Origin of the sequence: Streptomyces sp. NPDC059371 (assembly GCF_042751995.1) — a bacterium.
Lineage (GTDB): Bacteria > Actinomycetota > Actinomycetes > Streptomycetales > Streptomycetaceae > Streptomyces.
In genome coordinates, this window is sequence record NZ_JBHYXD010000039.1 from 51,157 (window position 1) to 64,171 (window position 13,015).

Genomic DNA, 13,015 nt, shown 5'->3' on the forward strand with positions numbered 1-13,015 from the left:
GGGGGGGCACCCCCTCCACCGCCCGCGGCCCCCCGCCGCGCCCCCGCCCCCCCCCGCGCGGGGGGGGGGCGGGGGGGGGGGGGGCCCCCCGCCCCCCCGCGCCACCGTGTCACTTGCCCAAGTGGCGTTCCGCGAAGTCGAGTTCCAGGCGGACCTGCTTGATGCGTTCGTCGACGACCAGGGAGCCGTGGCCCGCGTCGTAGCGGTAGACCTCGTGGACGGCTTCGCGGGCGGCGAGGCGGGTGACGTAGTTGTCGATCTGGCGGATGGGGCAGCGGGGGTCGTTGACCCCGGCCGAGATGTACACGGGGACCTTCACCGCTTCGACGTACGTCAGCGGGGAGGACGCCTCGAAGCGCTCGGGGACCTCTTCCGGGGTGCCGCCGAGGAGCGTACGGTCCATGGCCTTCAGCGCCTCCATCTCGTCGTGGTACGCCGCGACGTAGTCGGCGACCGGGACGGCGGCGATGCCGAGGGCCCAGGCGTCGGGCTGGGTGCCGACGCCGAGGAGGGTGAGGTAGCCGCCCCAGGAGCCGCCGGTGAGGATCAGCCGGTCCGGGTCGGCCAGGCCGGACGTGACCGCCCATTCGCGGACCGCCGCGATGTCCTCCAGTTCGATGAGGCCGACGCGGTGCTTGAGCGCGTCGGTCCACGCGCGGCCGTAACCCGTGGAGCCGCGGTAGTTGACCCGGACCACCGCGTAGCCGTGGTCGACCCAGGCCGCCGGGCCCGCCGCGAACGAGTCGCTGTCGTGCCAGGTCGGGCCGCCGTGGATCTCGAAGACGGTGGGCAGCGGTCCTGTGACGCCGGCCGGCTTCTGGATCAGGGCGTGGACGCGGCCGCCGGGTCCTTCGACCCAGACGTCCTCCACGGGGACGGATCCCGGGGACTTCTGGCCGGGCGGGTCCAGGACGATCTCGCCGGTCGTCGAGCGGACGGTGGACGGCTCCGCGGCCGACGACCACAGATACTCCACGGTCCCGTCCGGGCGGGCCGTCGCCCCGGACACCGTGCCGGGCGGGGTCGGGACCCGGGTCAGCTCACCGGAGGCCAGGTCGTAGCGCCACAGGTCGCTGCGCGCCTCGAAGCTGTGCGCGATGAGGAGGGCCGAGCCGTCCGGATACCACTCGGCGGCCACGTCACCGGGCAGGTCGAGACCCAGGTCGGTCTGCTCCCCCGACACCACGTCCCACACGAGGGGCTCCCAGCGGCCGCGCCTCTGGTGCCCGATGAGCAGCCGGCTGTCTCCGTCGACGGGGGCGAAGCCCAGCACTTCGAGGCCCAGCTCGACCGTGCCGCCCTCGGTGTCGTCCAGCTCGGCGACCGCCGAACCGTCCGGGCGCAGCACCTTGAGCGCCGAGTGCATCGCGTCGCCGTGCTCGGTGTGCTCGACGGCGATCAGGGAGCCGTCGTGCGAGAGGTCGCCGACACCGGCCGACTCGCGGTGCCGGTAGATCTCCACCGTGGCGTCGCCGGCGCGGGCGACGTGGATCGTCGATCCGTCCTCGTCCGTCGAGCGGCCCACGACGGCCGTGCGCCCGTCGCGGCCGATGGCCAGGCCCGCGGGGTAGGAGGGGTCGAGGCCGGGAACCGCGGGGTCGTCCACATCGCCCACGACCAGGGCGGCGTCGAACGGGCGGCGGCGCCAGACGCCGAACTCGTCGCCGTCCTTGTCGTCGAACCACCAGATCCACTCGCCGTCGGGCGAGAGCACCCCGTCCGTCGTGCCGTTCGCCCGGTGGGTGACCTGGCGCTGCTTCCCCGTCGCTCGGTCCCACGCGTACAGCTCGTACGTCCCTGTCGCGTTCGAGACGAACAGGGAGCGGTGCGGTGCGTCCTCCGCCCAGTCCGGCAGCGACACCCGCGGTGCCCGGAAGCGCTTCTCCCAGTCGGGCATGTCTGCCTGCTGCGGCTCGGTGGACCTGGTGCTCTCAGTCATGGCCCCATAGTGCCTGGCCCGGCCCGTCTCGCGCCGGGGAGGTCCCCAGCCTGTGGACAACCTCGCGGCGCCGCCACGCTCGGCCGGCCGCCGGACGGCGCGCGAGGCAGGACCCGCGATCCCGGGACGCGGTCCGGGCCGGTCCCGCTGAAGCGACGTGTGCGCAGGTCAGGGCCGTTGTCAGTGGCGGGGTGCAGACTTTTTCGCATGACCGATCCACGCAAGGCCGTCGAGAGTTACTGGGCCGCCGCGGACGCCCGGGACTGGGCAGCGTTCGCGGAGCTGCTCACCGAGGACGTCGTCTACACCCTGCCGCAGACGCGCGAGCGCATCAGCGGCCGGGAGCGGTACGTCGAGTTCAACCGCGAGTACCCGGGCGACTGGCACGTCCGGATCGAGCGGGTCATAGCCGAGCCCGGTCAGGCCGTCACCTGGACCCACGTCACGGTGGGCCTGGAGGAGATGCACGCGATCACGTTCTTCACGGCGGACGCCCGGGGCCGTATCGCCACGGTGACCGAGTTCTGGCCCGAGCCGTACGAGCCTCCGGCGGCCCGGGACCATCTGGCCGAGCGGTACTGAGCGGGCCCCACGGGCGAGCCGGGCTGGGCCGCACCGTACCGTGGACGGCGTGTACCGGTTCCTGCTGACGCCCCGCTGGTGGGGGATCAACGTCTTCGTGCTGTTGGCCATCCCCTTCTGCGTCTTCATGGGGTCGTGGCAGTTGGGGCGGTTCGAGGACCGCGTTCAGGATCACCGGACGGCGGACGCGGCGGTCTCGTCGGCCAGGACGGAGGCCGCCCGGCCCCTGGCCTCGATGCTGCCCGTGACCACCGAGACGTCCGGCAGGCGGACCACCGCGACGGGCCGGTACGGCAAGCAGTTGCTGGTGCCGGGCCGGGAACTGGACGGCAGGAGCGGGTACTACGCGCTCGCGATGCTGCGGGTCGACGGCGGCAGGGCGCTGCCCGTCGTCCGGGGCTGGCTGCCCGGCACGGCGGACGCGGCGAAGGCCCCGGCCCCGCCCACCGGCGAGGTCACGGTCACGGGTTCGCTCCAGGCGTCCGAGAGTCCCGGTTCGAACGGCGTCAGCGCGGTCGGCGGGCTTCCCGCGGGGCAGACGGCCGCGATCAGCTCGGCGTCGCTGGTGAACCTCGTGCCGTACACGCTGTACGACGCGTGGATCACGCTCGACAAGGCCGACGCCGGGATGAAGGCGGTGCCTCCGAGCGCGCCGGCGAACACCGGACTCGACCTCAAGGCGTTCCAGAACCTCGGCTACACCGGCGAGTGGTTCGTCTTCGCGGGCTTCGTCGTCTTCATGTGGTTCCGCCTGCTGCGCCGCGAGACGGAGTTCGCCCGCGACGCCGAACTGGGACTGCTGCCGGAGACCCGGGAGCCCTCGGTCAGCCCCGAAACCCCGGCCGCCCCCGAAACCATGGCCGCCGCGGCCGCCCCAAAGAAGGAGTCCGAGGACGTCGCCGCCACCGCGGTCGAGCCGTCCGGGACGGCCTGAGCGGACTGACAGGGCGGCGACGGACCATCGCCGCCGCCCGGTACCGAACGATCACCCGTCCGTCAGGACGAGGCCAGGATCCCGGTGTGATACACCGTGCCCGCGCAGGCGTTGCCCACGGTGACCGACGCGCTCGCGCCGCCGGTGGCCGCCGTTTCGGAGACGACGACACTGCCGTCCAGCGTGCCGTCCTCGACGAGGAGCTGGGGCGAGGTGCCCTCCGCGCCGGAGCCGGCGGTCGTACCGCCGGTGTCGGTGGCTCCCTGCGTGGGGGTGGGCTCCGGTGAGGGCTCCACGGTGGGGCAGGTCGACGAGGGCACCCAGGCGAACTTCACCACGTACGAGGCGCCGGGCTGGAGCACCAGGGACGGGACCTCCGTGGACGGGTCGGGCAGCGCGGTGGCCGCGTCGCCCACCACATGTGTCGCCACACCGATCCTGGCGGGGTCCGCCGCGCCCTGGGCGAATGCGTCGACCTTGCCGGCGCCGGTGACCGTGCAAGCGGTGGTGGAGACGTTCGAGACGGTGAAGGAGCCGTAGACCGCGCCGGTGGCGTCCGGTGCCCCCTCCGTACCGGAGGCCCCGCCGAGCTGGTCCGCCGTGCACGTGAGGGCGGCCGAGGCGGAGGCCGAGGGACCGGTGCCGCCCGTGGCGGCCCCTCCCGCGCCCTTGTCCGTGCCGCCCGGTGTCTCCGTCCTGCCGCCGTCGCCGTCGCCCTTGGACGTGCCCGTCGAGCCCGCGTCCTTGCCGGAGCCGCCGTCCGATCCCTTGCCCTCGCTCGCGCCGCCCTGGGCCTGTGAGCTGTTGGCCGCGATGGACGGGTCGGGGTTCGACCCGGAGGAGTTGGAGACGTGGACGAACGCCGGGATCGCCGTGCCCATGAAGAGCGCCGCCGCCGCCATGCCGACCACGGCCTGCCGCTTGCGCGCCCGCCGCGCCGGAACCGCCAGGCGCAGATGCTCCAGGGTGCCGTCGGTGGGTTCGATCTCCTGAACGGCCTGGTGCAACAGCCGGCGCAGTGCCAGCTCGTCGCCGCCGAACCCTTCGGGTCCCGGTCCGTCCGTGTCCGCTGTGCCGGGCTGTTCGTCGGGGCCGTTGTTCACATTTCCGTTCCCAGCGTGCGATTGCGTGTGCTCGTGTTCCGGGCGTCCCTCGTCCTCGGGGCACCGCTGACCGTCGTGCTCGCTCATGCCGAAGCCCCCATGGCGACACGGAGCGCGGCGATGCCGCGCGAGCCGTACGCCTTCACCGAACCCAGGGAGACACCGAGCGTCTCGGCGACCTGAGCCTCGGTCATGTCCGCGAAGTAGCGCAGGACCAGGACCTCGCGCTGGCGCCGCTGGAGCCCCTTCATCGCCTTGATCAGCGCGTCGCGCTCCAACTGGTCGTACGCGCCTTCCTCGGCGCTCGCCATGTCGGGCATCGGCTTCGAGAGGAGCTTGAGGCCGAGGATGCGCCGGCGCAGCGCCGAACGCGACAGGTTGACGACGGTCTGACGCAGGTAGGCGAGCGTCTTCTCCGGGTCCCGGACGCGTTTGCGCGCCGAGTGCACCCGGATGAACGCCTCCTGGACGACGTCCTCGCAGGAGGCCGTGTCGTCGAGCAGAAGCGCCGCGAGGCCGAGAAGCGAGCGGTAGTGCGCCCGGTAGGTCTCGGTCAGATGGTCGACGGTCGTGCCCGCCGCCAGGCTGTCCTCGGCGCCGTCACGCTGACTCGGGATGCGGGCCGGCCGCGCTGAGGGCATGGGGGCGATCACCGGCATGCCGCCGGACGCGCCGGGGCTGCGGGGTCGGCGGGGTGGACGCAGGGCCATGCCCCTTGTCTGGACCGCGGTGAATTCGAGTACCTCTGCCACGCCAGTTGGACACACGTCCCCCCGGGAGGGTTGTACGAGACAGGCGTCACAATCGCGCCGGGTGCCACTTCGGCCGGAAACCTCTCCCCGGGAACGCCCCCCGGACTCCCCGCCGTTACGCCGTCCCGCGCGCGCGACAGTGCACCAGATGCCCTCATGCGTAACAGCTCTTCCCCTGTGCCCAATGCTCCGCCGCCCCCCGGACGCCCCTGAATGGCGACGGCGAAGACGCTCACGGCCCCGCGCGCGGTTGCGTGGGACGGCGGTAAATCTTCGAACGCCGACACGAGTCCGTACAAGTGGTCAGGACCATTAAGTTGATCACTGAACCGACAGAGATCCTACAAACCTACGCGCCGGGGGGCACCGGGATTACGGCCGGAGGCCGCCGGCAGCGGAGAACCTGCGGAACGGCCGCCCCGGCGGAGAACCGGATCCACAAGGTCTTGACGGACCGCGGAGTACTGACGATCTACGGAGTCCTGCTGATCTCCGCCGCCACCAGCTCGGCGATCTGGGCGGTGTTCAGGGCCGCGCCCTTGCGCAGATTGTCCCCGCACACGAACAGTTCGAGGGCCGTCGGGTCGTCCAGTGCCCGGCGGACCCGGCCCACCCAGGTCGGGTCGGTGCCCACCACGTCCGCGGGTGTGGGGAACTCACCGGCGGCCGGGTTGTCGAAGAGCACGACGCCGGGCGCGGTGTCCAGGATCTCCCGGGCCTTCTCGACCGTCACCTCGTCCTGGAAGCGGGCGTGCACGGTCAGGGAGTGCGTGGTGACGACGGGAACCCGGACACAGGTCACGGCGACCTTCAGCCGGGGCAGCCCGAGGATCTTGCGGGTCTCGTCGCGTACCTTCATCTCCTCCGAGGACCAGCCGTCCTCGGCGAGCGACCCGGCCCACGGCACCACGTTCAGGGCGACCGGCTCCGGGAACGGCCCTGTGTCGTCGCCCACGGCCCGGCGTACGTCACCGGGGCTGTTCCCCAGTTCCGTGCCCGCGACCAGGGACATCTGGCGGCGCAGGGTGTCGATACCCGCCCGGCCCGCACCGCTGACCGCCTGATACGAGGAGACGACGAGTTCCCGCAGCCCGAACTCGGCGTGCAGGGCACCCAGCGCCACGATCATGGAGAGGGTCGTGCAGTTCGGGTTGGAGACGATCCCGCGCGGGCGCACACGCGCGGCGTGCGGATTCACCTCGGGAACGACGAGGGGCACTTCCGGGTCCATACGGAAGGCGCCGGAGTTGTCGACGACGACCGCGCCCTTGGCGGCGGCGATCGGCGCCCACTGGGCGGCCACCTCGTCCGGCACGTCGAACATGGCGACGTCGACCCCGTCGAAGGCCTCCTCCGACAGGGCCGTCACCTCGACCTCCACACCGCGCACGGCCAGCTTGCGGCCGGCCGAGCGCGGCGAGGCGATCAGTCGGATCTCACCCCAGATGTCCGCGTGCTGGGACAGGATCTGGAGCATGACCGTGCCGACGGCTCCGGTCGCTCCCACGACCGCGAGCGTCGGTCGTCGGGTCATCGCCCGGTGCCTCCGTAGACGACGGCCTCGTCGCTGTCGGAGTCGAGCCCGAAGGCGGTGTGCACGGCGCGTACGGCCTCGTTGACGTCGTCGGCGCGGGTGACGACGGAGATGCGGATCTCCGAGGTCGAGATCAGCTCGATGTTGACCCCGGCGTCGGTGAGCGCCTCGAAGAATCCGGCCGTGACACCCGGGTTGGTCTTCATGCCGGCGCCGACGAGCGAGATCTTGCCGATCTGGTCGTCGTAGCGCAGCGACTCGAAGCCGATGACGCTCTTCGCCTTCTCCAGGGCGTCGATGGCCTTGCGGCCCTCGGTCTTCGGGAGGGTGAAGGAGATGTCCGTCAGGCCCGTGGTGGCCGCCGACACGTTCTGCACGATCATGTCGATGTTGATCTCGGCGTTGGCGATAGCGCGGAAGATCGCGGCGGCCTCGCCCGGCTTGTCCGGGACGCCGACGACCGTGACCTTGGCCTCGGAGGTGTCGTGAGCGACACCGGAAATGATGGCCTGCTCCACCTTCTGGTCCCCTTGCTGCCGTGTCTTCTGAACGAGTGGTGCGCTGCTGACCCAGGTGCCCTGAAGTCCGCTGAAGGACGACCGCACGTGGATCGGGATGTCGTAACGGCGGGCGTATTCCACACAGCGGTGGAGCAGCACCTTGGAGCCGGAGGCGGCGAGCTCCAGCATGTCCTCGAAGGCGATCCAGTCGATCTTCTTCGCCTTCTTCACCACGCGCGGGTCGGCGGTGAACACGCCGTCCACGTCGGTGTAGATCTCGCACACCTCGGCGTCGAGCGCCGCGGCCAGCGCGACGGCCGTGGTGTCGGACCCACCGCGGCCCAGCGTGGTGATGTCCTTCTTGTCCTGGGAGACGCCCTGGAAGCCGGCGACGATGGCGATGTTGCCCTCGTCCAGCGCCGTACGGATACGGCCCGGGGTGACGTCGATGATCCGGGCTTTGTTGTGGACCGAGTCGGTGATGACGCCTGCCTGGCTGCCGGTGAAGCTCTGGGCGCTGTGGCCCAGGTTTTTGATCGCCATCGCCAGCAGGGCCATGGAGATCCGCTCTCCGGCGGTCAGCAGCATGTCGAACTCCCGGCCGCTGGGCATCGGAGATACCTGCTCGGCGAGATCGATCAGCTCGTCCGTCGTGTCGCCCATCGCGGAAACGACCACGACCACCTGGTGGCCGTTCTTCTTCGCTTCCACGATCCGCTTGGCGACGCGCTTGATGCCCTCGGCATCGGCTACGGAGGAACCTCCGTACTTCTGCACGACAAGGCCCACGTGCGCTCCTCGCTCAGTCCGTCTCTGCACCGCACTACTGCGGTCGGCTCAGTCTAACGAGCGGCCGGATTTCCCTTCCGGGGTGCCGCATCGTGAGATGTCCCGCTCACGACGTGATCACTCCGGGCTGTCAGGTCGGCAAGGGGTCCGGCCGCTCCGAGACGGCACCTGCCCGTACCGGAGCCCCGCCACTCCGAACGTGCCCCAGGTCACACCGGTGACGGGGCGGAAAGCGGAGGGCCGGACGGGCGGTGGCGGGTCCTCGTCCGTGCGCGGGCCGAGCCGCCCGGCGGGCTACTTGACCGTGCGCAGCCCGAGCGGTCCGGCGATCTCCTCCACCATCACCTTGCCGGCCTCCTCCGCGAGCGCTTCCTCGCCGAGGTCCTGGTCGGTGTCGAGGCCGTCCAGCTCCTCCAGGGGCTGGTTCAGCCGGACGTGGGCGACCACGGACTGCAGGGCGCGCAGGGTCGCGGAGGCGGTGGAGCCCCAGTTCGAGAAGTAGGAGAACTGCCACCACCACATGGCCTCCGTGGTGCGGCCCGCGCGGTAGTGGGCCATGCCGTGGCGCAGGTCGGTGATGACGTCGGCGAGGTCGTCGGAGATACGGGCCGGGACCGGGGCCTTGCGGGGCTCGTACGGGTCGAAGACCTCGGAGTAGATGTCGATCGGCTCCAGCATCACGGCGAGGCGCTCGCGGAGTTCGTCCACGTCCGCCTCCGGGCCGAGGTCGGGCTCGTAGCGCTCGTCGGGAACGATGTCCTCGTGCGCCCCGAGACGGCCGCCGGCCAGCAGGAGCTGGGAGACCTCCAGCAGGAGGAAGGGCACGGCCGAGTCCGGCTCGTCACCCTTGGCCACCTCGGTGACGGCGACCAGGAAGCTCTCCACCTGGTCCGCGATCTGGACCACGAAGTCGTCGGGGTCCGGACTCGTCTCGTGCAGCGTGGCGTCAGACATCTAGAAGTCGTCTCCCCTCGAAGGCGCGGCCGAGTGTGACCTCGTCCGCGTATTCCAGGTCGCCACCCACCGGGAGGCCGCTGGCCAGGCGGGTGACCTTGAGGCCCATGGGCTTGATCATGCGGGCGAGATACGTGGCCGTGGCCTCGCCCTCCAGATTCGGGTCCGTGGCCAGGATGAGCTCGGTGACCGTGCCGTCGGCGAGGCGGGCCAGGAGTTCCCTGATCCGCAGGTCGTCCGGGCCGACGCCCTCGATCGGGCTGATCGCGCCGCCGAGCACGTGGTACTTCCCCCGGAACTCACGTGTGCGCTCGACCGCGACGACGTCCTTCGGCTCCTCCACCACACAGATCACCGAGAGGTCGCGGCGCGGGTCGCGGCAGATGTTGCACAGTTCCTCCTGCGCGATGTTGCCGCAGGTCGCGCAGAAGCGGACCTTCGCCTTGACCTCCATGAGGGCCTGTGCGAGCCGGCGGACGTCCGTGGGCTCCGCCTGCAGGATGTGGAAGGCGATCCGCTGCGCGCTCTTGGGACCGACGCCGGGGAGCCGCCCCAGTTCGTCGATGAGGTCCTGAACAACGCCTTCGTACAACGGACTGCCTTTCCGAGTGCTTCGGTACCGCCTGGTCCCGTCCTACTGTTTCTTCCTGATGCGTACGGTAGTTGGATGCCGCCGGTCTTAGAAGGGCAGACCGGGGATACCGCTGCCGCCGCCGAGCCCCTGGGTGAGCGGGCCGAGCGTCTGCTGCTGGAGCGCCTGGGCGTTCTCGTTCGCCGCCTGGACGGCCGCGACGATCAGGTCGGCGAGCGTCTCGGTGTCCTCGGGGTCGACCGCCTTCGGGTCGATCACCAGGGCGCGGAGCTCTCCGGAGCCCGTCACGGTCGCCTTGACCAGGCCGCCGCCCGCCTGGCCCCCGACCTCCGTGCGCGCCAGTTCCTCCTGCGCGTTCGCGAGGTCCTGCTGCATCTTCTGGGCCTGCTGCAGCAACTGCTGCATATTGGGCTGGCCACCACCGGGAATCACGATCAGCTCCTGGTTTCGAGTACGGCTGTCCGGGCGCTTCTTCCTGTCCAGCACGAGCCTACGTGGTCCAAGGGCCCGTCGCCCAAGCACTCTTTCGAGTGACATCACAGCGGCGCCTATACCTGATCAAGGCCCTCTTCCGGGCGGAAAAGCCGGTAAACCCGGTCCATCGCCACCCATTGGGCGGTAGGAAGGGGGCTGCGCATTTGCACCACGCGTCACACGACGTCACGCACCGCACGCACTGTCCGTGCCGTCACCGACGTCACGACACCACCGTCGTCACGACACCACCGTCGTCCGTCATCACCGTCGTCAACTAGGGAGTGCCGGGTGAGTCAGCCGGAGATGCAGCCGGAGGGGCCGCTCCAGGACGGGCGGAGCGAGGGCGCGGCGGGGCCCCGGCCGGGCGACCTGACCGGTCGGCCGTTTCCGCTCGGCGACTGGGGGGAGCCCGCCGAGCGGCTCCACGAGCTCTACCGCTGGGTGGAACAGGGGGCGCTCGACACGGCCGCCTGGTATCTCTCCGACCGTGTGTGGAAGCGGTGGGCGGCACGGGTGCTGCGGTCCGGCGCCACGCTGGGGGCCGTCTCCGGGGCCGCGCTGCCGCTGCTCGACCTCACCGGATCGGTGCGGGGGGCGGCTCCGTGGGGCTATCTGGCGCTGCTGCTCGCGGCCTCCTGCGTCGGCGTCGACCGGTTCTTCGGCGTGACCTCCGGATGGATAAGGGACGTGGCCACCGCGCAGGCCGTGCAGCGACGGCTTCAGGCGCTGCAGTTCGACTGGGCGTCCGAGAGCGTCCGGGAGGTCCTCGGGCCCACCGACGGAACGGCCAGCGAGGCCGCCGACCGGTGCATCGGAGTGCTGCGCCGGTTCTCGGAGGACGTCACGGAGCTGGTGCGCACCGAGACGGCGGACTGGATGGTGGAGTTCCGCACGGGCCCGGCGCCGCTGGGGATCCAGTCCTCGGCGGCCGGAGCGTCCCGCCCCGACGGGCCGCCGCTGAACGGCCGCACCCCGCTGCCGCCCGGAACCCGCCCGAACATGCCCCGCCAACGCCCGCCCGAGCCGAGGTAGCCGGAACACCGACGCCCGCCCGAGCCCAGGTAGCCGGGGCGTGGCGGCCGGGCGGCACGCCGTCAGCCGGCTCCGCAGATCCTCAGCCCGACCGGTGTCCCGCAGGGGAGATGGCCGTGGGTGCGGATGACGTCCTGGCCGCTGCCCCGGCTGATGTAGGAGAGGAAGCTGGAGGCGAGGGAGTCGGCGGGCGGCTGTCCGTAGGTGTAGGCGTACTCGATCTCGCGGTACGGGTAGGCCGAGGTGCCGTGCTCCAGGTCCTCGACGGAGGCGGCGTGACCGTCGAGGCTGATCCGGTGCAGCCCCTTGCGGCCGGTGGCGTCGTTGAGTTCGCTGTAGCCGATCGCGCCGGGCAGCTTGGCGACCGTGTCGAGCACCTGCTCGGTGGAGTCGAGTTCGCACCGCGCCACCGGTGCCGTCGCGTCGTCCTTGTGGACGCAGTCGAGCGAGGAGTTGGCGATCTCGCCGCGTCCGAGCACTCGGCGCTGGAACACCTGCCGGGTCCCGGAGTTGGCGTCCCGGCTGACCAGGAGGACGGGTCTGTCGGGTCCGCCGAGCTGCTTCCAGTTCGTGATCTCGCCGCGGTACAGCCGTCGTACGTCGGTCAGCGACAGGTTCCTGACCGGAACGGCGTCGTTGACGACGAGCGTGAACACCGACACCGCGATCCGGTTCTCCCGCAGGTTCGGGAAGTCACCCGGTTTGGGGCCGTCGGAGAGCGCGACGAGAGCCGGGGACCCCTTCTTCGACGCCCGCCCCGCCGTGTCGAGCTCGCGCACACCGGCGGTGCTGCCGTGGGTGTCCACCGTGATGGTGGCGCCCCGGCAGTCGTGCTCGTACTTCTCGGCCAGTTCGCGTGCCACCGGCTCGAAGGCGGTCGAGCCCGTGACGGCCAGCGTGCCCCGCTCGCAGCCGATCGGGGGCGGGGTGTCGTCGCGCAGGACGACGATCACGGCGAGCGTCACGACGCACACCGTCAGCAGGACGGTGATCAGCCGCGCGGCCCGGCTGAACAGCGGCGCCTTGTCGTCCGGTGTCGTACTGCGGTTGGGCCGGACCTCGCCGTCCCGGATGCCCCCGACGATCCGTACCGGACAGCCCACGTCGCCGCCCGACAGCAGGACCAGCAGCTTGAAGTGCTCGCCCCGGTTGAGCGGGACCCGCGGGATGCGCAGCGTGCCGCGCTCGTAGCTGAGACCGGCGGCCGGGGTGAAGTGGTCCATCAGATGGTCGGTGCCGGGCGGCTGGGTCACGGACACACCACGGATCGTGCGATCGGTGAACACCGCGGTCAGGCCGTGCCGCTCGCGGCTCGTGTAGTCCTCCCCGACGATGCTCTGCGAGCCGTCGTTCTCGATCCGCAGCAGCACGAGGGTGGCGTCGGACATGCCGGGTGTCTCGTCGAACAGTCCGAGCCGTACGTTCGCCCGCCCCGAGCGGACGCCGTCGCCGATGGGGTTGTCCATCTGGACGCGGTAGCCGACGGTCTTGCGGCGCGGCACCCTTCGCTCGTACCAGACCATCACGGCGGAGGAGACGACACCGATCACGGCGGTCCCGACGGCCACGACGTTCTCTGCGCTCAGCCACTCCACGTGAGCCACTCCCCCGAGCACTGCCCTGCGGTGCGGTCACCGTACGACTCCGGCCGGAAACAGCCCACATACGGGAAGTGAACTTCAACAGCCTTGGCAGGAACGGCGGTTGACGCGTCCCCCAGGCCGGCCCGTCCCACGGCCGCTCCGCAGGCGGTGCACGGGCCCGGGCCCCCGGGGGGGCGCCCCGGGCCGGGCGCGGGGACCCACCCACACGGGGGTGTGGACCTGG

Annotated in this window: 12 protein-coding genes; 3 read left to right on the forward strand and 9 right to left on the reverse strand. The window is 71.3% G+C overall.

Annotated features, from left to right (window positions below; genetic code table 11):
• Positions 1-109: 109 nt before the first annotated feature.
• On the reverse strand, positions 110-1,939 hold the full coding sequence (locus tag ACFXGX_RS22385; protein WP_384793987.1) for a prolyl oligopeptidase family serine peptidase: 1,830 nt from the start codon (positions 1,937-1,939) through the stop codon (positions 110-112).
• Between the two features lie 207 nt (positions 1,940-2,146).
• Between ACFXGX_RS22385 and ACFXGX_RS22390 the strand changes: the two genes are divergently transcribed.
• Together ACFXGX_RS22390 and ACFXGX_RS22395 are read left to right on the forward strand one after the other, a co-directional pair.
• The gene (locus tag ACFXGX_RS22390; protein ID WP_384793990.1) at positions 2,147-2,521 is read left to right on the forward strand and encodes a nuclear transport factor 2 family protein; all 375 of its coding nucleotides are present in this window, start codon (positions 2,147-2,149) and stop codon (positions 2,519-2,521) included.
• A gap of 49 nt (positions 2,522-2,570) precedes the next feature.
• The gene (locus ACFXGX_RS22395; protein WP_384793993.1) at positions 2,571-3,455 is read left to right on the forward strand and encodes an SURF1 family protein; all 885 of its coding nucleotides are present in this window, start codon (positions 2,571-2,573) and stop codon (positions 3,453-3,455) included.
• A gap of 62 nt (positions 3,456-3,517) precedes the next feature.
• Here the strand turns inward: ACFXGX_RS22395 and ACFXGX_RS22400 are convergent, their stop codons facing one another.
• The 7 genes from ACFXGX_RS22400 to ACFXGX_RS22430 all read right to left on the reverse strand — a co-directional run bounded on the left by ACFXGX_RS22400 (position 3,518) and on the right by ACFXGX_RS22430 (position 10,111).
• Positions 3,518-4,558, reverse strand: coding sequence for a hypothetical protein (locus ACFXGX_RS22400; protein ID WP_384793996.1), 1,041 nt, complete (start codon positions 4,556-4,558; stop codon positions 3,518-3,520).
• An 83-nt stretch (positions 4,559-4,641) separates the two neighbouring features.
• A complete protein-coding gene (locus ACFXGX_RS22405; RefSeq protein WP_384793999.1) occupies positions 4,642-5,268 on the reverse strand; it encodes a SigE family RNA polymerase sigma factor in 627 nt (208 codons plus the stop codon).
• A 514-nt stretch (positions 5,269-5,782) separates the two neighbouring features.
• Positions 5,783-6,844, reverse strand: a complete 1,062-nt coding sequence (locus ACFXGX_RS22410; protein WP_384794002.1) for an aspartate-semialdehyde dehydrogenase — start codon at positions 6,842-6,844, stop codon at positions 5,783-5,785.
• A complete protein-coding gene (locus ACFXGX_RS22415) occupies positions 6,841-8,133 on the reverse strand; it encodes an aspartate kinase (RefSeq protein ID WP_384794005.1) in 1,293 nt (430 codons plus the stop codon). The genes ACFXGX_RS22410 and ACFXGX_RS22415 overlap by 4 nt, the downstream gene beginning before the upstream one ends.
• 294 nt (positions 8,134-8,427) lie before the next feature.
• Positions 8,428-9,087 carry a DUF5063 domain-containing protein gene (locus ACFXGX_RS22420; protein WP_384794008.1) on the reverse strand — a complete coding sequence of 220 codons (660 nt, stop codon included), beginning with the start codon at positions 9,085-9,087 and terminating at the stop codon, positions 8,428-8,430.
• Positions 9,080-9,679, reverse strand: a complete 600-nt coding sequence (gene recR, locus ACFXGX_RS22425; RefSeq protein ID WP_384794011.1) for a recombination mediator RecR — start codon at positions 9,677-9,679, stop codon at positions 9,080-9,082. Before recR ends, ACFXGX_RS22420 begins: the two co-directional genes overlap by 8 nt.
• 87 nt (positions 9,680-9,766) lie before the next feature.
• The gene (locus tag ACFXGX_RS22430; protein ID WP_326786519.1) at positions 9,767-10,111 is read right to left on the reverse strand and encodes a YbaB/EbfC family nucleoid-associated protein; all 345 of its coding nucleotides are present in this window, start codon (positions 10,109-10,111) and stop codon (positions 9,767-9,769) included.
• Between the two features lie 333 nt (positions 10,112-10,444).
• Between ACFXGX_RS22430 and ACFXGX_RS22435 the strand changes: the two genes are divergently transcribed.
• On the forward strand, positions 10,445-11,188 hold the full coding sequence (locus ACFXGX_RS22435) for an SLATT domain-containing protein (protein ID WP_384794014.1): 744 nt from the start codon (positions 10,445-10,447) through the stop codon (positions 11,186-11,188).
• A gap of 62 nt (positions 11,189-11,250) precedes the next feature.
• On the opposite strand, the gene ACFXGX_RS22440 is transcribed toward ACFXGX_RS22435, so the two are convergent.
• Positions 11,251-12,783, reverse strand: coding sequence for a substrate-binding domain-containing protein (locus ACFXGX_RS22440; protein ID WP_384794017.1), 1,533 nt, complete (start codon positions 12,781-12,783; stop codon positions 11,251-11,253).
• Positions 12,784-13,015: the final 232 nt, after the last annotated feature.